The 23,547-nt window shown below is 63.4% G+C and carries 30 protein-coding genes; all 30 read left to right on the forward strand.

The features are described from left to right. Window positions 1–3: 3 nt before the first annotated feature. The 30 genes from EPO41_RS03985 to EPO41_RS04130 all read left to right on the forward strand — a co-directional run bounded on the left by EPO41_RS03985 (window position 4) and on the right by EPO41_RS04130 (window position 23,546). The gene (locus EPO41_RS03985; RefSeq protein ID WP_296320746.1) at window positions 4–243 is read left to right on the forward strand and encodes a hypothetical protein; all 240 of its coding nucleotides are present in this window, start codon (window positions 4–6) and stop codon (window positions 241–243) included. Further along, window positions 244–1,140 carry a hypothetical protein gene (locus tag EPO41_RS03990; protein ID WP_296320748.1) on the forward strand — a complete coding sequence of 299 codons (897 nt, stop codon included), beginning with the start codon at window positions 244–246 and terminating at the stop codon, window positions 1,138–1,140. Between the two features lie 358 nt (window positions 1,141–1,498). Then, window positions 1,499–2,422 (forward strand): phage capsid protein, encoded by a 924-nt coding sequence (locus EPO41_RS03995; protein WP_296320751.1) that lies wholly within the window; start codon window positions 1,499–1,501, stop codon window positions 2,420–2,422. An 83-nt stretch (window positions 2,423–2,505) separates the two neighbouring features. Next, window positions 2,506–3,096 (forward strand): hypothetical protein, encoded by a 591-nt coding sequence (locus EPO41_RS04000; protein ID WP_296320753.1) that lies wholly within the window; start codon window positions 2,506–2,508, stop codon window positions 3,094–3,096. After that, entirely contained in the window at window positions 3,096–5,441 is a 2,346-nt protein-coding gene (locus tag EPO41_RS04005; RefSeq protein ID WP_296320758.1) for a hypothetical protein, read from the forward strand. The genes EPO41_RS04000 and EPO41_RS04005 overlap by 1 nt, the downstream gene beginning before the upstream one ends. 137 nt (window positions 5,442–5,578) lie before the next feature. Next, the gene (locus EPO41_RS04010; RefSeq protein WP_296320761.1) at window positions 5,579–5,902 is read left to right on the forward strand and encodes a hypothetical protein; all 324 of its coding nucleotides are present in this window, start codon (window positions 5,579–5,581) and stop codon (window positions 5,900–5,902) included. Next, window positions 5,893–6,462 carry a hypothetical protein gene (locus EPO41_RS04015; protein ID WP_296320763.1) on the forward strand — a complete coding sequence of 190 codons (570 nt, stop codon included), beginning with the start codon at window positions 5,893–5,895 and terminating at the stop codon, window positions 6,460–6,462. The genes EPO41_RS04010 and EPO41_RS04015 overlap by 10 nt, the downstream gene beginning before the upstream one ends. Then, on the forward strand, window positions 6,462–8,468 hold the full coding sequence (locus tag EPO41_RS04020; RefSeq protein WP_296320767.1) for a hypothetical protein: 2,007 nt from the start codon (window positions 6,462–6,464) through the stop codon (window positions 8,466–8,468). The genes EPO41_RS04015 and EPO41_RS04020 overlap by 1 nt, the downstream gene beginning before the upstream one ends. After that, on the forward strand, window positions 8,469–12,095 hold the full coding sequence (locus tag EPO41_RS04025) for a hypothetical protein (protein ID WP_296320770.1): 3,627 nt from the start codon (window positions 8,469–8,471) through the stop codon (window positions 12,093–12,095). A gap of 54 nt (window positions 12,096–12,149) precedes the next feature. Next, entirely contained in the window at window positions 12,150–13,502 is a 1,353-nt protein-coding gene (locus tag EPO41_RS04030) for a phage tail fiber protein (RefSeq protein ID WP_296320772.1), read from the forward strand. Further along, window positions 13,502–13,780, forward strand: a complete 279-nt coding sequence (locus EPO41_RS04035) for a hypothetical protein (RefSeq protein ID WP_296320775.1) — start codon at window positions 13,502–13,504, stop codon at window positions 13,778–13,780. The genes EPO41_RS04030 and EPO41_RS04035 overlap by 1 nt, the downstream gene beginning before the upstream one ends. Beyond that, window positions 13,768–14,166, forward strand: coding sequence for a 3TM-type holin (locus tag EPO41_RS04040; protein ID WP_296320778.1), 399 nt, complete (start codon window positions 13,768–13,770; stop codon window positions 14,164–14,166). The genes EPO41_RS04035 and EPO41_RS04040 overlap by 13 nt, the downstream gene beginning before the upstream one ends. Beyond that, a complete protein-coding gene (locus EPO41_RS04045; RefSeq protein ID WP_296320780.1) occupies window positions 14,163–14,393 on the forward strand; it encodes a hypothetical protein in 231 nt (76 codons plus the stop codon). The genes EPO41_RS04040 and EPO41_RS04045 overlap by 4 nt, the downstream gene beginning before the upstream one ends. Further along, entirely contained in the window at window positions 14,393–14,677 is a 285-nt protein-coding gene (locus tag EPO41_RS04050) for a hypothetical protein (RefSeq protein WP_296320783.1), read from the forward strand. The genes EPO41_RS04045 and EPO41_RS04050 overlap by 1 nt, the downstream gene beginning before the upstream one ends. A 233-nt stretch (window positions 14,678–14,910) precedes the next feature. Then, window positions 14,911–15,960, forward strand: coding sequence for a hypothetical protein (locus EPO41_RS04055; RefSeq protein WP_296320785.1), 1,050 nt, complete (start codon window positions 14,911–14,913; stop codon window positions 15,958–15,960). A gap of 16 nt (window positions 15,961–15,976) precedes the next feature. Beyond that, complete coding sequence (locus tag EPO41_RS04060) at window positions 15,977–16,270, forward strand: hypothetical protein (protein ID WP_296320788.1); 294 nt, start codon at window positions 15,977–15,979, stop codon at window positions 16,268–16,270. A 55-nt stretch (window positions 16,271–16,325) separates the two neighbouring features. Next, window positions 16,326–16,571, forward strand: a complete 246-nt coding sequence (locus EPO41_RS04065; protein WP_296320790.1) for a hypothetical protein — start codon at window positions 16,326–16,328, stop codon at window positions 16,569–16,571. Between the two features lie 15 nt (window positions 16,572–16,586). Beyond that, the gene (locus tag EPO41_RS04070; RefSeq protein ID WP_296320793.1) at window positions 16,587–17,177 is read left to right on the forward strand and encodes a hypothetical protein; all 591 of its coding nucleotides are present in this window, start codon (window positions 16,587–16,589) and stop codon (window positions 17,175–17,177) included. A gap of 219 nt (window positions 17,178–17,396) precedes the next feature. Next, window positions 17,397–19,088, forward strand: coding sequence for a phage terminase large subunit (gene terL / locus EPO41_RS04075; protein WP_296320796.1), 1,692 nt, complete (start codon window positions 17,397–17,399; stop codon window positions 19,086–19,088). Between the two features lie 955 nt (window positions 19,089–20,043). Next, window positions 20,044–20,340: a hypothetical protein gene (locus EPO41_RS04080; RefSeq protein ID WP_296320798.1), complete on the forward strand. Its 297-nt coding sequence runs from the start codon at window positions 20,044–20,046 to the stop codon at window positions 20,338–20,340. A 112-nt stretch (window positions 20,341–20,452) separates the two neighbouring features. Further along, complete coding sequence (locus EPO41_RS04085; protein ID WP_296320802.1) at window positions 20,453–20,650, forward strand: hypothetical protein; 198 nt, start codon at window positions 20,453–20,455, stop codon at window positions 20,648–20,650. Window positions 20,651–20,741: 91 nt separating this feature from the next. Continuing rightward, window positions 20,742–20,954 (forward strand): hypothetical protein, encoded by a 213-nt coding sequence (locus EPO41_RS04090; protein WP_296320805.1) that lies wholly within the window; start codon window positions 20,742–20,744, stop codon window positions 20,952–20,954. Window positions 20,955–21,302: 348 nt separating this feature from the next. Then, entirely contained in the window at window positions 21,303–21,470 is a 168-nt protein-coding gene (locus EPO41_RS04095) for a hypothetical protein (RefSeq protein WP_296320808.1), read from the forward strand. Window positions 21,471–21,473: 3 nt separating this feature from the next. After that, the gene (locus tag EPO41_RS04100; RefSeq protein ID WP_296320811.1) at window positions 21,474–21,644 is read left to right on the forward strand and encodes a hypothetical protein; all 171 of its coding nucleotides are present in this window, start codon (window positions 21,474–21,476) and stop codon (window positions 21,642–21,644) included. Between the two features lie 3 nt (window positions 21,645–21,647). Then, window positions 21,648–21,815 (forward strand): hypothetical protein, encoded by a 168-nt coding sequence (locus EPO41_RS04105; protein WP_296320814.1) that lies wholly within the window; start codon window positions 21,648–21,650, stop codon window positions 21,813–21,815. Window positions 21,816–21,817: 2 nt separating this feature from the next. Beyond that, on the forward strand, window positions 21,818–22,219 hold the full coding sequence (locus tag EPO41_RS04110; protein ID WP_296320816.1) for a hypothetical protein: 402 nt from the start codon (window positions 21,818–21,820) through the stop codon (window positions 22,217–22,219). A gap of 133 nt (window positions 22,220–22,352) precedes the next feature. Continuing rightward, window positions 22,353–22,862 carry a hypothetical protein gene (locus EPO41_RS04115; protein ID WP_296320820.1) on the forward strand — a complete coding sequence of 170 codons (510 nt, stop codon included), beginning with the start codon at window positions 22,353–22,355 and terminating at the stop codon, window positions 22,860–22,862. Next, a complete protein-coding gene (locus EPO41_RS04120; RefSeq protein WP_296320823.1) occupies window positions 22,862–23,029 on the forward strand; it encodes a hypothetical protein in 168 nt (55 codons plus the stop codon). The genes EPO41_RS04115 and EPO41_RS04120 overlap by 1 nt, the downstream gene beginning before the upstream one ends. Next, window positions 23,026–23,301, forward strand: coding sequence for a hypothetical protein (locus tag EPO41_RS04125; RefSeq protein ID WP_296320825.1), 276 nt, complete (start codon window positions 23,026–23,028; stop codon window positions 23,299–23,301). The genes EPO41_RS04120 and EPO41_RS04125 overlap by 4 nt, the downstream gene beginning before the upstream one ends. Further along, on the forward strand, window positions 23,298–23,546 hold the full coding sequence (locus EPO41_RS04130) for a hypothetical protein (protein WP_296320827.1): 249 nt from the start codon (window positions 23,298–23,300) through the stop codon (window positions 23,544–23,546). Before EPO41_RS04125 ends, EPO41_RS04130 begins: the two co-directional genes overlap by 4 nt. Window position 23,547 lies beyond the last annotated feature (1 nt).

Below are 23,547 nucleotides of genomic sequence, written 5' to 3' on the forward strand. Positions count from 1 at the left end.
ACCATGAGCAACCTCAAAGACAAGCTGGACAAGAAGCTGGAACAGAAGGCCGCCGAGATCGCCGAAGCCACCGCGAAGCCCGCGGTGAAGGAAAACGATCCGGAACTCGCCGCCGCCCTGGAGCGCGTCGAGAAGGGCGAGCTGTCCCGCGCCTACCGCACGCCGAACGGTGCCCTCGTCATCACGCACAAGAGCGACCCCGACAACTCGCCGGCCGCTCCCGAAGCCCCCACGGGCCGCTAAATGACGACCGAGGCACAGACCCCGGCAATTCCTGAGAGCGCACTCCCGCCCCAGAAGGGTGCGGAGTACGCCCAGGAGATGCTGAAGAAGGCCGAGGGCGCCGAGCGTCCCGCGGACCAGATCGTCACCGAAGAGCAGCCGAAGCTCCTGGCCGGCAAATACAAGACTGTCGAGGAGCTGGAGAAGGGCTACGCCGAGCTGATGAAACAGCGCGGCCAGCAGACGAACAACAAGCCCGCCGACGCGACGCCTACCGAGCAGAAGCCGGCGACCAAGACGCCAGAGCAGATTGCGGCGGATGAGGCGGCCAAGAAGGCTGCAGACGACGCCGAGGCCGCGCGCCTCGCTGCCCTCACGCCCGAGCAGCGCGCCGCCGAAGAGGCCGCCAAGAAGGCCACCCAGGCCGCGGGCCTGGACATGGACAAGCTCAACGCTGAGTTCGCCGCCAACGGCAAGATCGGCGAGGAGAGCTACACGGCCCTGGAGAAGGTCGGCATTCCCAAGAGTGTCGTCGACCAGTTCATTGCCGGCCAGCAGGCCGCGCAGAAGCTCGCCCGGCAGGAAGTCGTCGACACGATCGGCGGCGAAGAAGAGTTCGTGAAGATCGCCACCTGGGCCGCGGAGAACGTCCCGGCCGAGGAACTCGAAGCCTACAATAAGATCGCCAAGGGCTCAGACATCGGGGCCACCAAGGTCGCCCTTGCCGGCCTGAAGGCGAAGTATGAGGCGGCCAACGGCTCCGAGCCCAACCTGATCGGCGGCGACACCACGTCCCCGGCGATGGGCTACAAGAACGAAGCCGAGATGAAGGCCGACATGGCGAAGCCCGAGTACGCCAAAGACCCCGCGTTCCGCGCGAAGGTCATCGCGAAGCTCCGCGCCACCACCGCCTTCTAAGAGAAGATGCGGTCCCAAGCCACCGCACATGCTTGGGCGTTTCGAGTAAACGACAGCATACTCCCCGCAACGCCGACTGGCGGGTTATCAACGTCGGCCCCTATTCCTCTTCGCTCGCGATAGGCCGCAAGGCTATTCCATCCGAGCAAGGCCCCGAGGGTCGAGCTGACTGGTCTCCCAGCTCCCCTCGGAAGTCCCGCGCCTCTTTAGGCGGCGACTTCCACGTCCCTCCATCCCAACAGCGCAAGCCGGCCTATGCCTCCCCGAGGGGAGCACCGTAGGGCGACACCTTGGTCCGCCTAAGTGATCGAGCGGCGGGAGTGAACCAACTCCCCACAACTCAACACAGACCCATCCAATGACCGACGCAAATCCGTCGAGGCTTGGCCAGATCAACGCTGGCGGCGCCAACGACGCCCTCTTCATGAAGCTCTTCTCGGGCGAGGTGATGACCGCCTTCGAGCAGGGCACCGCCTTCATGGCGCATCACTTCGTCCGCTCGATCTCTGGCGGCAAGTCCTCGCAGTTCCCGATGCTGGGCCGTACCACGGCCGCCTACCATACGGTCGGCGCCGAGATGCTCGGCAACGTGATCGCGCATAACGAGCGCGTCATCACGGTCGACGACATGCTCGTGGCTCACACCTTCATCGCCGAGTGGGATGAGATGGTGAACCACTACGAGGTGCGCTCGCGCTACGCCACCGAGATCGGCCGCGCCCTCGCGCAGAAGTTCGACAAGACGATCGCGCAGACCGGCGTGCTCGCCGCGCGCGCCAGCTCCCCGATCACGGGCGAGAACGGCGGCTCGGTGCTCACCGACGCCAACTACGGCACCTCCGGTGCGGCCCTGGCCGCGGCGCTGTTCGATGCCCGCGTGATCTTCGACGAGAGCGATGTCACCGGCACCCCGAACCTCTTCGTTCGCCCCGCCCAGCACGCTCTGATGGCCGAGACGACCTCGATCCTGAACAAGGACTGGGGCGGCGCCGGCTCGTTCTCGCAGGGCACGGTCGGCCCGGTGAACGGGATCAACATCATCAAGACCAACAACCTCCCGAGCACCAACGTCAACTCTGGCCCCTCCAAGTACCAGGGTAACTTCTCGACCACGGTCGGCCTGTTCATGACGGACATGGCTGTCGGTACGGTCAAGCTGAAGGACGTCGCGATCGCTTCCGAGTGGCAGCTCTCGCGCCTCGGCTGGCTGACGGTCGGCCGTCTGGCGTTCGGCTCGGGCATCCTGCGCCCGATCTGCGCGATCGAGCTGAAGACCTCGTAACGACCCCCGGCCTAGAGCCGGCATCATGACCCTAGGGAGCTGTCTGCCACGCGCGGGCGGCTCCCTATTTTTTCGAGTTCTCCATGGCTGACCTCCCTTCGGTATCTACCAAGCTGGAAGCGATCAACACGATGCTGGGCGCCATTGGCTCCAGCCCCGTGCAGTCGCTCACCGTGTCTGTCGACGGCGACGTCACCACGGCCCTCACGATCCTCGACGAGACCCTTAAAGAGGTGCTGTCGCAGGGGTGGGACTTCAACACAGACACGCGCTATCCGATCGCCCGCACGATCGACAACGAATACCTAGTGCCGTCCAACGTGGCGGCGATCGACGTCTCCGACGAGCATCCCGAGGTTCGCGCTACGCAGCGCGCCGGGAAGATGTGGGACCAAGAGAACCACACCTTCACCTGGGATCGGGACCTCACCTTCAACATCACCTGGCTTTTCCCCTTCGACGAGCTGCCGCAGACCGCGAAGAACTACATCGCACTGAAGGCGGCCCGCAGGTTCCAAGGTCGCGCCCTCGGCTCCGACAATCTCGGCAAGTATGCCGAGAATGACGAGATGGAGGCTCGCACCATCTTCCTCGACGCTGAAGGCGTAGACGCACAACACAACATCCTGACCGGCAACTACGCGGTCTATCGAGTTCTCAACAGGCGGGTTTAATGGGCCTCGTATCAGGTTCGATCCCCAGCCTCGTCAACGGTGTCTCTCAGCAGCCTCCTTGGATGCGCCTCCCTTCCCAAGGTGAGGCCCAAGAGAACGCGCTGTCCTCCTTGGTCAACGGTGTCGACCGTAGGCCGCCGACCGAACACGTCGCGAGGATCAGCGCGACATCGTTCGGCGATGCTTTCCTTCACACCATCAACCGCGACGAAGATCGACGCTACTCTGTCGTCATCACCGATGGCGATCTTCGCGTCTTCGACCTAGCGACGGGCACAGAGAAGACGGTCAACTTCCCGAACGGGAAGGGCTACCTGACCGCCTCTACCCCCGAAACCTCCTTCGCCTGCTCTACCATCGCCGACTTCACGTTCGTCATGAACCGCGAGGTGGCGGTGGGCGAGGAGAATGCCGGCAACACCGTCGACAACTCCTTGTGGGTCTACGTCAAACAGGCGTTCTACAATTGCAGCTATGGCGTCTATGTCGACGGCGTTCTGCATGGCACGCACACCACGGCGGCTACCGGCAATCAGCCGCAGACGGATGTGATCGCGGGAGCGCTGGCGTCGGCCCTAACGAGCAGCCTCGGCGCCGGATGGACAATCACACACGCTCGCTCCGTAGTCCGGATCAAGAAGAACGACAACAGCGTCCACTCGATCGAGAGCTACGACAGCCAAGGCAATAACGCCTTGGTGTCCTTCGGCCGCTCGATCCAGAACTTCGTGGACCTCCCGCCGAACGCCTTCGGAAACACCATCGTCGAAGTGTCGGGCAACACCAGCAACGCCTTCGACAGCTACTGGGTCTCCTACAACTCCACCAAGCAGGCTTGGGAGGAGACGGTGAAGCCGGAAGACGAAGCGCGGCCTGATCCCGACACGATGCCGTGGAAGCTCACTCACGAGCTGGACGACACCTTCACCTTCGACAAGATCGACTGGGGGTGGCGCGTAGCCGGCGACGCCTCAAGCGCGCCTACGCCGTCCTTGGTCGGCCGCACGGTCAACGACATCTACATCCATCGCAACCGCCTGTTCATCCTGGCGGATCAGAATGCGATCGGCTCTCGCCCCGGTGGCGAGAACTTCTTCGAGCTGTATCCGGCCACCGCAACGACGAGCCTCGACAGCGACCCTATCGACGTCGGCCTGTCGTCCAAGTCGGACGCAGTCCCCATCGCGCGCTACGCGGTAGGCTTCGCTGACGACCTGATGATCTTTACCGCTCCTGGGCAGTTCCGCCTTGGGGGAGGGGACATCCTCACGGCATCGACGGTCAAGGCATCGGAGAGCGCGTCCTACACGACGATGCTCACGGCGCGGCCGGCGACCAACGGCAAGCTGATCCACTTCGCGATCGAGAAGGGCTCCGACAGCGGTATCCGAGAGGGCTTCGTGGACACCAACTCCGAAGTCTTCGAGGCGCCCGACATCACGGTTCACGTCCCGAGCTACATCCGCGGCAAGGTCCGCCAGCTCGTGTCGGCCATCAACTTCGACACGCTGTTCCTCCGAGCCGATGGCGCGTTGAACAAGGTGTGGGTCTACAAGTGGTTCATTGAGAACAACGAGAAGCTACAGTCCTCTTGGTCGACCTGGGTGTTCCCCGAGGACGACAAGGTGCTGTCGCTCTCCTACATCGACGGTAGCCTCTACCTGATGATCGAGAGGGCGACCGGAGTGTTCTTGGAGCGCCTTCGCCTGGACGTCTCCTATGCCGACCCAGGGCTGACCTTCTCGATCCGTCTGGATCGCAAGGCGTCAGTGCTGGGGACATACGACAGCGGCACCGGCTATACGACATGGACGCTACCTTACGACCTCACGGGCCTCACCCCGATCGGCGTATATGGCTCGGCGTTCTCCGGTAAGGCGGGCTTCCAGCTTCCAGCGTTGACCATAGTCGACGCGGCGGCCGGCACGGTGCGTCTGCCGGGCAACCTCACGGACGGCCAGTGTCACTTCGGCGTCCGCTACACCTACCGCTATCGCCCCTCGACGATCTACTTCCCTCTCTCCGCGGGTGACAAGCGATCCGTAATCACCGATGGGCGCTTGCAGCTTCGCCACCTGTTCATCAACTACTCGAACACCGGCTTCTTCCGCGTCGTGGTCAGCCAGATCGGAAGAGACCCTTTCACCTACACGTTCACTCCGAACGTCGTGGGCCAGACCTTCGTCGTAGGCACGCCTCAGTTCACCACAGGCGCCTTCCGCGTCCCCGTGCGCGCCGAGAACACTAAGGTCTCAATCGACATAACGAGCGACAGCCACTACCCATGCTCTATCCTGAGTTTCGACTGGGAGGGCGAGTTCACTCTGCGCTCCCGCCGAGTGTAGTCCTTCGCCCCGCAACTGTCGCCGACTGCGTCAGCCTCGCTCCGCGTCTTCGTAAAGAGGATGCGGAGGAGGCGTACGCGGCCACCGGCATTCCCGCTGAATACGCCCTCAAGCTCAGTCTTCGCCCGGAGACCTTCGTGGCAGACCTTGAGGGAAACCCCGAGATGATCTTCGGTTGCCGTGAGCGGCCTGGAGACCCCGCGGTCGGCGTGCCTTGGATGCTTGGCACCCCCGTTGTCGTGTCGCCCCCATGGCGGCGCACCTTCCTCCATGCCTCCCGCATCGCGGTCGAGGAGTGGCAGGCTCGGCATCCCATCCTTTCCAACTTCATCGACGCGCGCAACGCCAAGCACATCCGCTGGCTGCGCTGGCTCGACTTCCACTTCATCGCCCGCCATGACCGCCACGGTCCTCTTGGGCTCCCATTCCTTGAGTTCGTCAGGATCAACCCATGTGCGTAGAACCGACCACCGCGATGGCGGGCGCCTCGCTGGCGATCGGCACCGCCCAGGCTGTCTCCAAATACGCCGCAGGGCAGGAGGACGCAGCTTCGCAGCGCGCCTACCAAGCCCAGGCCAAATACAACGCCGAGGTGGCTCGTAACCAGACCTACGACCAGATCGGCATGAGGCAGCAGCAGGAGATCGACGCCGCCTCTCAGGCCCTCTTCGATAACTCCATCCGCGCCATCAAGGCTCGCGCTACGGCCGATGCCGGCGCTGCCGATGCCGGCGTGCAGGGCAATAGCGTCGAAAGCGTAGCCCGCAACGTCTACATGGAGCAGGGGCGCATCGACAGCGCTACCGAGCGCAACACCAAGATGTCTGTCCAGCAGCTCCAAGAGGAGAAGAAGCAGGCGGATGCACAATACCGCTCTCGCACCAATCTCCCCGAGGTTCGCGGCCCGTCCGCGCTTGGTCTCGGCCTGGAGATCGCTGGTGCGGGCCTCAGTGCCTATGACCTCTACGATCGCCCGAACCGCATCAATGGCGGGGGCGGGACAGGGAAGAAGAACTCCTAATGGCCCCGAAGGATCGCGTTAGGCCCGAGCCGCTCACCTACGAGCGGCAGGGCGATACCACTGTCCTGCGTCCGCAGGCCAACCCAGTAGACACCTTCGTCCGCCCCACCGAGCCGCTGAAGAGCAGCTTGATGGATGTCGCTCAGTCGCTCGCCCAGGTGCAGCCCAAGCTCGACCGCTTTGTGTCCGAGAAGGCGCACCAGCAGGCAATCGCGGATGCGCGAGACGCCGAGGCGAAGGCGATGGTCGCCACCTCGAAGTCCTGGGACGAAGCCATCAAGAACGGTGAGGCGCCGGCTGGTGCCTCCCCGCTGTACCGGCGCGTGTTCGAGGAAACCCAGGGTAAGGTCCATGGGCTCAACACCGCCCAGGCCCAGCTCTGGCAGGAGTGGGTCTCACCGGAAAACACCATCAGGACCACCCAAGACCCAGAGGTGATCGGGAAGTGGTTCGCAGATCGCCGGAAGAAGTTCTTCGACGGCAAGAGCAACGACTGGATCAACGGCTTCTCGCCTGCGTTCGCGCAAGTCCAGCAGCAGCTCACGCAGAAGATCATCGGCGACAACGTCAAGTATATCGAGCAGGCGAACCACGACGCCCTCGGCCAGCTCTTCATGGAGCGCATCATGGCCGGCGCCGCGTCGGGGCAGACGCCCTCGCAGATCGCGGCCCAGCTCGCCGACGACGCCTTGCCCCAGCGCTTCGCTGGAATGCAGGGCAAGGAGATCAACACGATCGCCGCCAAGGCCATCATCTCCGTCGCGCAGAAGACCGGCCGTACCGATCTCCTACAGATCGGCTACTCCGATCGCCCAGACCTCAAGAACCCAGGCGGCACCATCAAGGGCGTCTTCACGATCCCTGAGTTCTCCATGCAGGCCGACGCGGCGCAGACTGCGATCCTGTCCAAGGCCAACGCCGCGGAGACGCGCGCCCAGCTCGCCGAGGCCCGCGCTGAGAAGCGTATGGGCAAGGACATGATGGTGGAGCTGGTCGAGAAGAAATCGGCCGATCCCAACTGGGAGCCGGACGTCGAGTGGAAGAAGCGCGCCGCAAGGGCGGGCCTCTCGCCGACAGTCCTGCGCGCGCAGCTTGACGCCTCTGTGCGTCCGCCTAAGAGCTACGACCCAGTCACGTTCAACACCATGGCGTTGCAGTACGTCGATCTCGTGAGAAGCGGAAAGGACGCCACCTCGGCTATCGAGGCGATGGCCCCGCATCTCTCGGCCCCACAGCTTCTCCAGATGCACAAGGAGAACGATAAGGGTGCAGACAGCATCTTCCGCAGCCGTGTCTACACTGTCGAGCACGACGGCCTCAAAGGTATGGTCGACAAGCTGACGAAGTCCCTGGACGGTCCCGCGGCCAACAACCGCGTCACCGCCGCACTAGGCGATCTCGTGCAGTTCACCCTGGACGAGCAGCGCAAGATGTCCGCAGGCGGACCGATCGACCTTCGCAAGCTGGAGGATGCGGTCCGTGCCAAGGGGCAGGAGCTGCGCGATCGCCTGATACAGGAGAACGAAGGCGCGTTCACAGACCCCAACGCTCCGCAGGGCAGCAAGCCCGGCGCGAAGGGCAGCAAGCCCGGCCAACAGGCCCAGGGGCAGCCTTCCAATCCCAACACTGTCGCCAACGCGATCCCCGCGGATCGTATTGTCGACGCCAGTCCGCAGGCGCAGGGCTACCAGTTCCCGCCAGCGACTACGACTACGAGTGCAGGTATGCAGATCATCGCGACGTGGCAGCCGCCTCCTGGCGCCACCATCGACATCCGCGAGATCAATCTGCTCCGCATGAACCCCATGGCGCTCAACGCCGAGGGCGTGCCTCTGTGGAAGAGGTTCGACGAGACCTACGGTGTCGGCGCCAGCCGATACTTCGCCACCAACAGTCAACGCGAGATCACCGTGTTCCTCGATCGTCAGCGCGCCTCCCGCGCTCAGTCGGTCAAGGATGCTCAGGATCGCGTTCGCAACTCCAACGCTCCTACAACGGTCCCCTAAATGAGCGATCTTCTCAAAGAGTTCGGCGCTGCCACGTCCAGCGACGGCGCCTCAAGCGCACAGACGGCGGCGCCGGACAGCGGCGAGAAGTCCCTCCTGGGGCGCGTAGCCTCCGACATCGGCACCGGCATCACTGAGCTGGTGCCGGCTGTCGGCTCTGGCATCGTGCGCGGCGTCAATGAGATGTCTCAGGCCGCCTTCGAGGCGGGCCAGTGGCTCAACAAGAACGTCGCGGACCTCGGCACCGTCGAGATCGGCCGCGGTGGTCTGAAGTGGCGCTCTGGCTACGCCGAGACCAACGACCTACAGGTCCCCGAGAGCGTCCAGCCCCCGAGGCCCACGACAGTCACGGGCAGCATCGGCGAGGGCGTCTCTCAGTTCCTCACCGGCTACGTGCTGGGCGGCAAGCTGCTGAAGGGTGCCGGCATGACTGCCGCGCGCTTCGCTCCTGCCGCCGCCACGTCCGCCGTAGTGGACGCAGCCGCCACCACGGGCGGCAAGCTCGCATACGCGGGCGCACGCTCCATGTTCTCAGGCGCTACGGCTTTCGACCCCTCCGAAGAGCGCCTCTCCAACTTCATCAACGAGGACACTCCGCTCGGCAATGCGCTGACGGAGTACCTCGCCACCTCGCCCGACGACAGTCGCGCCGAGGGCCGCTTCAAGAACGCCCTGGAGAACGTCATCCTCGACGTCCCGCTCGAAGCCTTCTTCTATGCCGTGAAGGGCATTAAGGCGAAGCGGGCAGGGGACACCAAGGCCGCCGAGGTTCTCGCCGAACAGGTCGAGAAGGAACTCAACAAGGCCACCACGTCGACCGAAGCGGTCCCTCGCGAAGGCGCGGACGTTCCCGAGATCAACTTCGGCAAATCCCCTCGTGGCCCCCGCAAGGCCACCTCAGTCTACGAGCCGGCCCCCGAGCGTCCCACCGCGGACGGTAAGAGCTACGAACCGTACAAGCCCCCGTTCGACTGGGGAGAGAAGCAGGCCGACGCTCTTCTGGAGCGCTACGGGAAGATCGCAGACGATCCCCAGGCGCTAGACGCTGAAGCCAAGCGCCGGCTGTTCACGAACATGCGCTACGTCGCTGACGAGAACGACGCCAAGGCGCTCTTCAACGAGTTCGGCAAGATCGCCTACCAGTCCTTCGTGAAGTCGAGGGGCGACAAGATCACACACGCCGACGTCCTCAACTGGGCCGGCAAGCAGGCCGACGAGCTGGCCGACGTCACCGGAACCGACGTGCGCGAGCTGGTGCTGCGGATGAACGCCGACAAGGCGGACATCGACGGTCTCGCCCAGCGTCTCGCCGGCTACCGTGCGGCCACCTCGGTCTACTCTCGCCGCGCCACAGACCTCGCCAACGCCTTCAAGCGTGGCGACCTGTCAGAGTTCGGCGGCGACATGAATGCCTGGAAGTCGGAGTTCCTTCGCACCACGCAGACCCTCTTTGCGATCGCGCCGCAGACCGAAGGCATCAAGTCTGGTCTCGGCCGAAACCTGGCCCTCCTACAGGCCAACATCGGACCGGACGGCAAGCCCACGGGCAAGCTGGCTGGAATGTCCGACGAGGCCGCCAAGGCGTCGCGCGCCGCATCCCCCAAGGCCCAGGTCGAGGGTAAGGCCCCAGATGTCGGCCCCGTTGGGCAGGCGGAAGTGGCTGGCGCGTCTGCCGGCGATGACGCCGCGATCCAACGCCTTGTCGAGAAGCTCGCTCGCACGGACAACCCCAAGGCAGCCAAGAAGGTCGTCGAGGACGCCTTCGGCGCTGGGGCCATGGACGTGAACAACGAGCTATGGATCAACGCGCTCCTGTCCGGCCCTAAGACGCACATCGTCAACATGATGACGTCGACCCTGAAGTCGGCCCTCGTCATGCCTGGAGAGCAGATGCTTGCCGGCATCATCTCGCGCGACATGGACTTGTTCATGATGGGAGCGGATCAATACGCCGGCTTCTTCCACGCGATGAAGGACAGTATGAGGATGGCGCGCAAGGCGCTGGCTCAGGGCGATCCGGTACTCGACGTGTCCTCTCAGGGTTACGGCGGTGCCGGCCATGGGGGCTCTGGCGTAATCAACGCAGGCACCTTCGGCCTCAACACCGAGACCCCGCTGGGCGCACTGGTGTCTGGCTTCGGCCAGCTCGTGCGTATGCCCAGCCGCCTTCTGACCTCTGAGGACGAACTCCTCAAGCAACTCAACTACCGCGCCCGCCTGTACGCCATGGGCGTGCGGGAGGCCCGCGAGATGCGCCGTGCCCACAAGGCTACGGACGCGGAACTCAGCAAGTTCATCTCCGAGTATGTAGAGCGCGGCTTCGACGAAAACGGTGCAGCCGTGAATGCCGAGGCGCTTGCCTGGGCTAGAGATGCCACGTTCACCAATGACCTGTCGGTCCAGACCTGGGGTGGCGGGAAGTCGATCGGCGAGAGCTTGAACGCCTTCGCCGCGAGCCATCCAGGCTTCCGCATGGTCATGCCGTTTATCCGCGTCCCGACCAACATCATGCGCGACGTGTGGGACCACACTCCGGGCATGAACCTCCTGAGGCGCCAGTACCGCGCCGAGCTGGAGGCGGGAGGCGAGCGTGCGGCTCTGGCTAAGGCCAAGATGCTCACGGGCTCTGGGATCATGACGACCGCGGTGATGATGGCCGCCAATGGCGACATCGTCGGCGGACTCGCGAGTGACCCTGCGGTTCGCAAGGCCCAGCAGGAAGCCGGCGTGGTTCCTTTCTCCATCCGCGTGCGGCAGGAGGATGGGAGCTACCGCTACTACAGCTACGAGCGCTTCGACCCCTACGCGACCTTCTTCTCCACCGTCGCCACGTTCGCGGACATCGCGGGCCACATTGACGACTGGAAGATGGAAGACCTCGCGTCGTCCATGGTCACGGCCCTCGCCAAGAACATCGAAAGCAAGACCTACCTCCAGGGCATCACAGAAATCCTTGGGGCCATCTCCGATCCCGACAGCAAGGCCGAGGCGTTCCTCAAGAAGCGCGCGGCGTCCTACGTCCCGTCGATCACCAACGCCTTCCGCGGTGCCGACTATCTCTCCGATCCTCACACGATCGCGCAGGCGATGCAGGCCCGCACTGCCGGCTACGGCAACGGCGTCGATCCCCGCTACAACCTCATTGGTGAGCGCGTGGCAACCCCGAAGGGCTACGGCCCCGACTGGCTGTCACCGATCACTGTGGGTCAGCAGGACGATCCGGTACTTATGGAGCTGGCAAGGCTGGTCGACAAACACAAGGGCGGCCTCGGCTATCCGTCGAAGACGCGCTCCGGTGGCCTCGATCTAGACCTCACGCAGTTCGCGATCGGAGATCAGAGCGCCTACGGTCGGATGCAAGAGCTGGCCGGTGAGGTGAAGGTGAGCGGCAAGACGCTCCGCTCGCGTCTCGACGAGATGTTCTCCAGCGATCGCTACAAGAACAAGCTGACCGATGGTGAGCCCGGTATCCCTGGCTCACGCCTCACACACGTCCAGGCGACCATCGAAGCCTACAGGCAGGCAGCTCTCGCGCAGCTCTCGAAGGAGAGCCCAGAGTTCGGCCAAGCCTATCGCGACGCGCAGATCAAGCGCGTGCAGATGCAGCGCTTCGGGCCGCAACAGTAACAGGTGAGGGGCCTTAGTGCCCCTCCCTCCACCTTCCAATTCCAAGGCCGATCAATGGCAAACTCCTATGTCCGGTATCAGGGCAATGGGACGCAGGAGAACTTTAGCCTGTCGTTCCCGTACCTCGATCGGGCACACATCTTCGTTAAGGTCGACGACGAAACCGTCACCTTCGCCTGGGTGAACGCGACCACGATCGCCATCTCCCCAGCGCCCGCGAACGGGACAGTAGTCGAGCTGCGGCGCATCACGCCCTCCACTGAGCCAAACGTCGACTTCCAAGACGGCGCTATCGTCACTGAAGAGCAGCTCGACCAGAACGCTCTCCAGTCTCTCTACGTGGCTGGCGAGGGGCAGGACAATACCGCAGATGCTCTCTCTGTGGTCAGCGACGACACCTTCGACGCCGAGGATCGCCGCATCAAGAATGTCGCCGACCCTGTCGCTCTTCAGGATGCAGCCACCAAGGCATATGTCGACAGCGCTACTGGCGAGTTGGCTGCGGAGCGGGCCGAAGAGGCCCTCGCAGACCTACAGGCGCGCTATCTCGGCCCGCTGGCCTCCGATCCGGCCTCCGGTGTTGAAGGGCAGACCTACTTCAACACCACCAGCAACATCATGCGCGTGCGCTCCGATGGCGCCTGGGTGAACTCTGTCGTCTCCACCGCGAACTTCTACACGAAGACCGAGGTGGACGCTGCGATCGCCGCGGCGGACGGGATCACGCAGTCTGAGGGCGATGCTCGATACGGACAGCTCGGCGACGACAACGCATGGACTGGCACGAACAACTTCTACGGAGACACCACAGTCCCCACGAAGAGCGCCGGGGACAACTCCTTCGCCGCGGCCAGTACCCAGTACGTCGACCGCATGTGGACGACTGGCGACATCAAGCTCACATGGAAGACCACGGCCGACGCCGGCTGGATCATGCACACCGATGGCTCAATCGGCAGTGCGACCAGCGGCGCCACATACGCCAACGCGAATGCACAGGCCCTCTTCCTGCTGATCTGGGCGAACTTCGCCAACTCCGAAGCTGCCGTTAATGGCGGGCGTGGGGCGAGCGCCGCGGCAGACTGGGCAGCCAACAAGCGCATCTCGCTGCCCAAGGCGCTGGGTCGCGCGATCGGCGTTGCCGGTGCCGGCTCTGGTCTCACTTCCCGCACGCTCGGTACAACGGCTGGTGCGGAGACTGTGGCCGCCGAGATGCCTGCCCACACCCACAGTCAGAAGCGCATCGTCACCACCGTCGAAGTCAGCGAGACCATTGGTGGCACCTTTCTAGTCCCACTGTCGAGCGGCTTCGATAACGGCGGTGTTACCGGCAGCGCGTCAAGCGGCGACGGGACGATGTCCGTCGTGCAGCCGACCTCCTTCTGGAACGTGATGATTAAGCTGTAATGGACACCTCAGAACGCATCCTGCTCGCGTTGGGCGACATCCGCGAAGACGTTGGCGCTATGGGCGCCGACATACGTTCCGTGGATAAGCGCCTCGACGCGCTGGAGCAGGTTCTCAAGGATCACGTCGCGGAGGGCAAAGCCATCTCCAAGCGTGTCTCCTCCCTGGAACACTCCCGCACTCGAATGACAGCGATCGCCGGCCTCGTGTCGGCGGCGGTGTCCGGCCTCGCGGCCATCGGGACTGCGACACTGAAAGGATACCCATGGGCGCACTAACTCTTCTGCTGCCCGTCCTATCATCCATCCTCGATCGCTTCCTTCCCGACCCGCAGGCGAAAGCCAAGGCGCTCTCCGACTTCATGGAGGCCGCGCAGAAGGCCGACGCGAACCAGCTCGAAGTGAACAAGGCCGAAGCCCAGACGGGCTCGCTGTTCATCGCCGGCTGGCGCCCGTTCATCGGCTGGGTAGGCGGCGTCGCGCTGGCGTGGCACTTCGTCATCAAGAACGTGCTGCTGGCCTTCGCCGGCTACCTCGACGAGAAACTCGTCACCGCGATCCTCAACATGCCGAACCTCGACCAGAACCTCTGGGAGCTGATTACGGCGATGTTGGGCATCGGCGCCATGCGCTCGATCGAGAAGATCAAGGGCGCGACGAAGTGAGCGACGACGTCTTTCAGCAGCTCCACGAGGAGCTGACGAAGCAACTGCTGGAGCGAGTTAAGAACGGTACGGCCACCGCCGCCGATCTCAACGTCGCCCGGCAGTGGCTCAACGATAACAAGGTCGCTGCCGACCCGCGACGCAACGCCGGGCTCAAGAAGCTCGACGAGACGATCGCTGATCTCCCATTCGACGCCGATGGCGTCCCCACATCCAAGGCCCACTAATGCGTTACCTTCAGGCCAGCGGGATTTCCGTATCCAAGGGGTACGAGAAGATCACCGGCCTTTCTGCCGCCAAACCTCTAACCGTCCCGTCCGGCGCGCGCGCTGCGCTCGTTGTGCCCGAAGGCGGAGCAGTTCGCTTCCGAGACGATGGAACAGACCCCGACGCCTCGACCGGCTTCCCGATCGCTGAAGATCAGCCGTTCGAGTTTTCCGGCAACCTGCGCTCCGTCAAGCTGATCCAGAAGTCCAGCACGGTGACGCTGCACGTCTACTACTACGTCTAGGTGTCACTATGCCCCGCGTACTTCCCACGCCTCCGTTCTCTGCGGCGGCTTTTCAGCGTGTCTATGGTGCACAGCCGCAGTTGGTCAGCGCCTCTCCGACCCGCTACGACTTCATCACCGGCTTCCTACCAACCGGAGTTAGCCTATCCCGCGCATCGACAGCATGGCGCAACAGTAGCTCCGGTATCATCGTACCCGAGACGACTGACGTAGCGCGCTTCCAGTTCGACCCGGTGGCGCTGACGCCGCGAGGGCTGTTGGTCGAGGCCGGCCGCACGGAACTCTATACCAAGAATACCGACTTCTCGTCTGGGTGGGGGCTGGTCGGTTGTACCATCAACCCCAACGCGGTGACTGGACCGGACGGGACAGCGTCCGCCGATGAAGTGATCGAAGGCACCACGACCCAGCAATCCCTGGGGCAGCTTGCGATCAACTTCACGTCTGGCGTGACCTACATCCACCGCATCTACGCGAAAGCGAAGACGCGCAACTGGATCGCGGTCTATTGGGACCCAAATCGCTTTGGCGGAACCGGCTTCAACTATTTCGATGTCGCCAACGGCGTCGTCGGGACGGCCAGCGCCGGCATGACTACGCTAATTCGTCCCGCCGCAAACGGCTTCTACGAGTGCATCGTTATCGGCACCTGCACTTCCACAGGTGCCGGCAACAGGAGCTTCTGGCTCGCCAACGCTGACGGCGGGCGCGTCTACACGGGCGACGGCACTTCCAGCCTGTATATCTGGGGCGCGTCTCTGCAAGTCGGGGCCGATGTGACGCAGCACATCGCCACGGACGCCGTAACGGTTGCTACAGCCGCCGACACGGCCTTGATCACCAACGTCGCCTCCCTGACGGACCAGTGCTGGGTCGTCAAGGCTCGCACGCCTACCAAGCTGCCGACCGGACAGGCCAACACCGTTTTCCAGATGGACGACGGAGGCAACGCCAACCGCCGCATGATCTACTACCTCAATGGCCGGCTGTACGTTGTTTCCACGATCGGGGGCGTCGCGCAAGCTACCCTCGACATGGGGTTGGTTGCGAACGGCACCGACTTCTCCATCGCCGCCCGTTTTGCCGACGCCAATTTCGCGGCGTCTCTCAATGGTGGGACGCTCGTCACAGAGACCACGGCTGGGCGCCTCAACACGCTCGGTATGACCACCGCGAGAATAGGCGCCGCCGCGGGCGGCGGCTTCGCGTGGAACTCCACCATCCGATACATCGAGACCCGGCGCACGGCGAGCGATGCAGAGCTGCCGCTCCTGGCGGCTTAAAGAAAGGAACAGACCTATGGCTTGGTCCGAGCCAATCTACACCTGTCATCCCGACGAGGCGACGGCGCGCGCTGCCGCATCGGCCCTGGGGGTGGAGTTCCTCGACAACGGAAGCATCCCCACTGGAAACCAGCGGTACGCCCTGTGCGCGCCGCTGGTGTGGTCGGAAGAGGCCCCAGCGCCCGAAGAGGGCTTCTGGTCGATGCTCCGCATCAATCTCGAATGGGAAGGCGCCGTCGCGATCATGGCAGCGATCGAGGCGTCAGGAGCCAAGCGCAACTTGGCAAACCCTCCCGTTATCTGGGCGTAGCCCACAACCCACACTGTAAGTATTCATGCCCACCTCCCGCTTCCTTCGCTCGCCCGTGCGTACTCGCACGATCTCGGGCACGACCTCTGCTGGCGGCACGACCGACACCGTGGTCTCCATCATGCCGGACAACTCGATCCGCTTCACCGATCGCAACGGCAACACCCAGGTCATCCAGGGCTTGCCGCCCAACTACACGACCGCCTTCCAGAACCGGCTTCAGCCGTCGACCACGGCGTTCCGTGGCGACGCCGCGAATGCGCTCTTCGCACTCGTGGATGCACTGATCGCCCGCACGTAACCCCAGGACAACGACATGAAGCTCCTTCCCGCCATCGCCGGCCGCGCGTACTTCACGCCCGGCTCCTACACCACGCTCCTCGCCGCGGCCGACAAGATTTACGCGGTCCCCTTCGTCGCCGGTAAGGGCGGCATCACGCCCGATCGTATCGGCGTCAACGTGACGACCCAGGGCGCTGGCGCCAACTGCGACGTCCGCTTCGGCATCTACGCGGATCGCAATGGCCGACCCGGCACGCTGATCGGCGACTTCGGGGCCAAGACGGGCCTGACCTCGACCGGCGAGCACAAGGTCGACATCATCGGCGCGCTGCGTCCGTTCCTGTGGCCCGGTCAGCTCTACTGGCTCGCGGCCAACTTCGATGGTGCCGCCTCGACGCAGCCGACCGTCGCCGCCCTGGCGACCTCAGTGGTCCCGCAGGAGATCGCGGCGTACCTGGGCGTGGCCGACCTCGCGTCGCTCCCCAGCTCGGCCGCGACCGCTGGCGTCGGCCTGCGCGCGGACCTGACCTACAACATCTCCAACGCCCTTCCGGACGGTGGGGACCTGACGTGGGCGGTCCAGCTCAACACCGCGGTCGCCCTGGTCGGCCTCCGAGCCGCCTAAACTCCGCTCCATGGAATTTCTCCTGGGAGGCCCATAAAGCCTCCCAGGACGATTTCAGGGGCTCCCGGCTACCACCATGGCCGGGACCTCCTCAAATCGCTTCCTATCCCCGTTTCCGCCCCAGCGCGAGGCCCTCCCGTTCGGTCGGGGCGCCTGTCAGCGAGCCCCGCCCTCACGGGAGCGTCTACTGTTGCGGGGAAGTCACACATAAGAGGACCAATGAGCGCCGACATCGACCCGCGCTTGAAATACTTCCCCAACTTCCTATTCCTCGCATGGCGCCACCTGGGCCTCGGAGAGCCCGATGCGGTCCAGCTCGACATCGCCAAGTACCTCTCAGAGGACGGCGACCGCAAGGGCGTCATGGCGTTCCGCGGCGTCGGCAAGAGCTGGCTGACCGGCACCCTGGTCGACCACGACCTGTATCTGGATCACAACGCCCGAGAGCTGGTCGCATCCGCCTCGGCCCAGCGCGCCAAGAAGTTCACCCAGTTCACGCGCCGGCTGATCGAGGAGTGGCCGCTCATCCAGCACCTGCGCCCGAAGTTCGGCCAGCGCGACAGCGCCACTGAAGGCTTCGACATCGGCCCCGCGCCGATCCATCAGGCGCCCTCGTGTTCCGCCTTCGGCATCACCTCCCAGCTCACCGGGGCGCGCGCGACGCGCATCGTGGGCGACGACATCGAAATCCCGAAGAACTCCGACACCGTCGCCAAGCGCGAGATACTCGCCGAGGCGGTCAAGGAGTTCGACAGCGTTCTCTCTCCTGGCGGCAAGATCACCTACCTCGGCACGCCGCAGACCGAGGAGAGCATCTACACCAAGATACTCGTGCCCCGCGGCTTCAAGTTCCGCATCTGGCCTGCGCGAGTGCCCTCGCTGAAGCAGGCCGACAAGTACGGCGACATGCTCGCGCCGATGATCCGCAAGATGGTCGACGACAAGGTGCCCCCTGGGACGCCTGTAGTGCCCTCAAGGTTCACCGATGTCGACCTGACGAAGCGCGAGCTGGCGATCGGCCGCTCGACCTTCATGCTCCAGTTCATGCTCGACACGAGCCTGAGCGACGCGGAGAAGTACCCGCTGCGCTGTAGGGACCTGGGCGTGTTCTCCTGCACGGGGCCTATGGGGCCTGTGAAGCTCTCCTGGGCGTCCTCGCAGGACACCATCGTCTCCGACCTCCCAGTCCTGGGCTTCTCTGGCGATCGCTGGCATAGCCCGATCTTCGTGTCCCGAGACTTCGCCGATTGGCAGGGCTCCGTCATGACGATCGACCCAAGCGGTCGGGGCAAGGACGAGCTGGCCTATGCGATCGTGAAGATGCTCAACGGCAACCTGTTCCTGTCCGATGCGAAGGGCCTGACCGGAGGCTACGTGAAGGAGAACCTCGAAGCGCTCGCCTATGCGGCCAAGCGTCATGGCGTGAAGCACATCCGGATCGAGAGCAACTTCGGCGACGGCATGTTCACCGCACTCTTCCAGCCGATCCTCACGCGCATCTATCCGTGCACGGTCGAGGAAGTGAGGCACAACGTCCAGAAGGAGCGGAGGATCATCGACACCCTGGAGCCCGTGATGAACCAGCACAGGCTCTTCGTCGACCCTGAAGTGATCGTAACGGACCACAAGAACTACAACGACCACCCCGAGGAGACTGCCTCCCAGTATTCGCTCTTCTACCAGCTCACGCACATCACGAAGGACAAGGGCTCGTTGCACCATGACGACCGCCTGGACGCCCTGGCGATGGCTGTAGCGTACTGGGTGGAGGTGATGGGCAAGGACGACCACAATGCGATGGTCCGTCACAAGCAGGAGAGGTTCGACAAGGAGCTGGAGAGCTACTACGAGCAGCTCAAGCTGCCTGGGGCTCTGCACGGCACCACGGATACCTGGGTGAGACGTAGGTAGTCTGCAAGAGATCGAAGGAGTGACTGAAGAGTTACTCCTTCCTACTCCTTACATAGACACCTCAGTAGGACACCTACAGAGACACTATAGATACTCTATAGAGTATACGTAGAAACCAATCTCGACTTTTCAAGAGGGTCTCCCCTACAGGGGTGGTCGATCAGGGCAGAGCCCCCAAATGTCCTGGTCAGAAATGCAAAGTGGTTAGCGCCCATACCGCCAAGGCGCGTCCCCCCGTCCCCCTATCGCGCGCGCGGGCGCCCGGAACTACTACGCGCGGGCGCGTGCTATGTGCCAGTGGCGTGGCGTTGTGGATGCCAGTGTCACACCATTGCGTCACGCAAGGCGCAACGATGCAGCCCGGCAAGCATCCGCAACGGATATGGCATCCGATGGTGTGACAGGTGACAGGCTCGACACTGGCCGCAGGCACGGCGAGGGGCTGGCCGCAAGGGCTGCGACATAGGGTGCGACCGCCTGCCGCAGGCATCATCAAAATGTTCAACGCTTTCAAGCTATTATCTGTTCTTTCGGTGCGCCCAAGATGCCCCAAAATCGCAAAGGGAGACATTGCGGGATTGCAAAGTCTCCGAAAGAGGAGCAGATAGGGGGCGACGGACAAAACGTCTCCGGAAAACACCGCAGAGCGTCGATAGCAAGGCGCAGGATTAGCGGGAGGGCTTGCCGGGGTAAGGGGCTTAGTGCCTGCCGTCGATACCGAAACCCGGCCTCCAAGCGCGAGATACCGGATAGGCAATGCGAGGGCTGGCACCATTGAGTGCTGGAAGCGTGCATAGCAGCCCGAAGAGGTAGCGCGAGGGGAATGGGGGACGGTCGCCACTGGCGAACCTTGGATGTCGATAGAGACACACAAGGGGGACCAAGGCGACCGGCCATAACCAAGCGTCTCCGCAGCGGGAGGCGCTTCGCTATGGTAACGAAGGGAGACAAGGCAATGACGACGACACGCTATTTCGATGCCCGGCAACTGTTCAACTGTATGCCGAACTACACGGCCCCGGATTGGTCGCAGTATTCCGCGCTAGAGATCGGCGCCGCATTCGACAATCAAGGCAACACAATCGGCGGCCAGCCTTTCGACGCGGTAGGCGTGTTCTATTCGATCTATGGTCGCCGCTGGGATGGCGAGGCCGAAGTAATCACAGACATTCTTGTCGATGGCGATGCACTCGCCATAGCCGGACGCCTATCGCGCCTCTCGGGCCTTCAAGTGTCCCTGTATCGGCCATGAGCCTTTACATGGAAGCGACCCTAATCGCAGTCATCGCCGCGCCTTTCGCGGCTCTTCTCGCAGCACTGGCATATGACCGTGTCGCAGCATGGTGGAACGGGAGGAACGAGCAATGAAGGACAAGCAAACATTCGCAGAGGCCGGATACCGCTACGTCCGGTATGACAAAGAGACCGGCTTGCATATCCTCGAAGACACGGAAGCTCGCAAGCTAGAGCTTTTCCGCGCCACGGTCTCACCTCATAGCGGCTGGGGACTGTATAGCCGGGCGCGGCGCCGCTACTTCGAGTTTATCCGGTCCAAAGACTAGACCGCTGGGGCTTCGGCCCCGGCACACCTAAGCGTCTCCTACACGGGAGGCGCTTTGTTGTGTCAATGATCACGCAACGGGAGACATCATCATGAGCAAGCCAGTCTTTGAACATCGCCACTACAAGCGCCTCGCGGCCATCATCGCGGACATGCGCTATCTGCCAATCGGGCAGGACATGCAAGCCAAGGTCGCGGAGGCGTTCGCGGATGGCCTGAAGGGGACCAATCCGAACTACAGCCGCGAGCGGTTCATCGCCGCAGCAATGGGCCAGCCCTCCAACGGTCGCGACAAGGTGCGCTGATGCGATACCGGATCACCATGCGCGCCACTAGCGACGGCCGCTCAACATTCGCCACCGTCGACATGATGTCCGGCCAGTGCTGGCACTCAGTCGGCACGACCAAAACCTACCACACGGCAAGTCGCAACTATCGCGCCCTGTCGCACGCTCAAGCGATCATTCGTCGGCACCATAGGGATCATGGGTGCCCTGCGATCACTGAAGCAACAGAGGTGATCTAGCGTGCCCCGATGCCTCCTAAACGGGAGGAACGTCGAAACAGTCGGCCTTGCGTCGACTGTCTGCAGCACATGGCCCCGCTGCACTGAAGAGACAGGCCAATCAACGGGAACACTAGGAGACTTTCAAATGATGCACCTTGACGCCATCGTGAAGCGCAACCGTCGCCCGGAACGCCAGCCCTCCGAGACGGAAACGCGCGCGTTCAAAGACGCGCATGCAATCCGCCGCACCGAGCGTTATTTCGAGATGGTCGGCCCGCTGACCGGCCGCACTCCCTACGTTCGGGAGGTGTGAGTTATGCACTCCCACATCGTCACGGTCTATGACCGCTCGCGGCACGATCCCAAGGCGCGCGTGCTCCGCAATTTCGAGCTTGTCGGCCAGTCCGCAGGATGCGCTTGGCGTGCCGCTGCGGAGGCGGCGAGCACCATGCCCGAGGCGCGCGACTACTACGTGAGCAAGGGGTAAACCATGGACCACGATCAATTCATGGACGCTCTTAGGGAGATGTTCGAGTATGACGCCGAAGAGCGTCGCGGCATGGAAGTCGCCGACGTGTCCACCACGTACAAGCATGGCGAGCTTCGCGTTATGCTTGTCGATGGGACCACGTTCTCTGTCGTCGTGACGGAGGTGTGACCATGGACCGGCAACGTCTACTCGACATCGCCGCCGAAGCGATCCGCACGGACCTGCTAGAGCCCCAGGGGCTCAATGCGCCCTATCTCCCGATTGACGATGGGCAGGGCGAGTTCCCTATGGAAATCGGCCTCGCCGTGGGCGTCACTCGATACACGGGCGCATATGGTCAGCCTACTTCCATCGGCATATCGGACCATCCGATGCATCAACGCCCGCTGGACGTGGTGGCTACACTGGCGCACGAAATGCTGCACTCCGCCCTCCCGTGGGAAGTGGACCACGGGCCGGTCTTTGAACAGCACGCAAACGCCATGGGCCTCATCGGTCCCCCTACGTCAACCGTGCCCGGTCCTCAGTTCATCGACTGGTTCAACCGCAGGATCAAGCCGGCACTGGCTTGACCTAACCGCTCCTCAATAGAAGGACCTTCCCGATAGCAGGGGCATCGCAAGGTGCCCCTGTCTTCGTGAGTGCCCTTCGCACTCTCGCGGCCCTGTCTACAGCCGCGCAAGCGTACCCAACGGAGACAATCGAATGCAGACCTATCCGCACATTGACAACCTCCTCGCGCGAGCGTCCGCCGACATCGCGCGCTCCCTCTGTTCGTGGGATGAGGTGCCGCTGGCCGAAGAGCCCGACACGCTCGAAGCCGCCACGGCCTACTTCAATCGCACGGGTCACGTCGCCGTGACGCGCCTTGCGGACTTCGTGTCCGGCCGGCTGCGTCTTTGGGGCGAGCCGCTGCCTTGGCAGGCGTTCTTTGTGTGGCACGACTGGTGCCACATCAACGTCCCTAACGGCACCTTCGATCCCCAGGGCGAACGCATCGTCCATGCGGCCCAGGTCCAGCAACTTGCCGACTGGGCGAACAAGCAAGCCGTGCCCGTCACGCGCTACCAGTTCGCCCGTATGGAGGCCGTCATGGCCGCGCACAACATCGCGCGCCTCGAACACTGGCGCGTCCATGGCGAGCCGCCGCGTGATCTGCGGGCCTTCGCCTATGGCTACCTCGCGGCCCGCGATCTGGCAGAGGAGCGCGCCTAATGGACAACGACGATCTTCCGAGCGACGAGGCGTTCATTGCGGCCGCTAGAGCCCAGTACGCCAGCGACGACATCGAAATCGACGCAGAGCCACAGCTTTCCCACGCCGAAGAGGGCGTGTGGGTGCAAGCGTGGGTGTGGGTCTCTAACGAGGAGGCGCGGGCATGAGCAAGGTCTACTCTGTCGACATCAAGGTGTACGCGACTGCGTACATCAAGGCCGAGAGCGCCGAGGAGGCCCTTAGCATCGCTAGGGGCCTCAAGGACGGCACCTTGGCGGCCGATAAGGCAGCTTATTGGAGCGACGTCGAAATCAGCGACCGCCAACTCGACGATCCCGACTTGCCCGACGTGTCCCTGTCGCCCGCCATGTCCATCCATGGTCCCGACGATGACGCTGTCGCCTATTCGGACGAAGACGACGACGAGGTCGAAGCATGAACATCCAAGCCAAGATCGTCATTGGCTCTTCGTCGCTCTACTTCGCCGACAAGAGCTTCGATGCGGTTCGGGACCACCTCTTCGCCGACACGCTCGGCGATGCTTCGTGGATGGTGTGGGCTCTACTCGCCGGCATCATCGCGCTGATCTTGGGTGGCGGCTATGTCGCTGCCCACTGGTGCTGGTCGTGGCTGAGTTATCACATCGACCGCGCCTGCGAAATCAACGGCAACAAGAGGAGCTAAC

Source organism: Reyranella sp. (assembly GCF_004297265.1).
Classification (GTDB): domain Bacteria; phylum Pseudomonadota; class Alphaproteobacteria; order Reyranellales; family Reyranellaceae; genus Reyranella.